General features: G+C 63.4%; 1 protein-coding gene. It reads right to left on the reverse strand.

What is annotated here, in order from left to right:
• Window positions 1-585, reverse strand: a 585-nt coding sequence (locus ACFHPP_RS31330) for a hypothetical protein (RefSeq protein WP_437167127.1), incomplete at both ends; no start/stop codon positions are given.

The following is a 585-nucleotide window of genomic DNA, read 5'->3' on the forward strand; positions in this document are numbered from 1 at the left end:
ACCGCAGTGTTCGATCCTGCTCGCTAAACCGGCCTGGTTTCGCCTCGCGCTTGCCGAGGAAGGGATTGGCCGCAACCTGACCCGCCATGACCTCCTGATTGAATAGGTTTCGCAGTGTGCCGAGGTATGAGTTCACGGTCCTGAAGCCGAGCGGTGCCAGCCCCAGCTCGCGTGACCTTTCCGCCTTCCCGAAAAGATCAAGACCACCAAGTTCCGCGCGGCTGCGGAAATGCGGCGGAAGAGATCGAAGCGCCTCGCAGAGGCGCCCAGCATCAGCGGCCGTGATCTTCGCTACCGGACGGTCGCTCCCGAATGCCTCAACAAGCAGCGTCAGGTCGGACTGCGCGTCAATGACGTGCTTCGCCGTGGCCTTGTTCTGACGCATCCGGGCGACAAAAATCGCGACTGCTGCGGAGACCGAGCGCGAGCTTTGGGAAGGTGCATTGGCGGGGTGATCGCCGATCTCGCCGTCTCGCGGTGTCGTCGACGGCGACGTCGGTTCCGGTTCCGCGAGTTGCGGCGGAACCGCCGCTACATTCCCCACTGCCCAGGCAATCTTCGCCTGCTGAAGGTCTGCGAAGCCCT

The sequence above is a fragment of the Falsiroseomonas sp. E2-1-a20 genome (assembly GCF_051433195.1).
Classification (GTDB): Bacteria; Pseudomonadota; Alphaproteobacteria; order Acetobacterales; family Acetobacteraceae; genus Falsiroseomonas.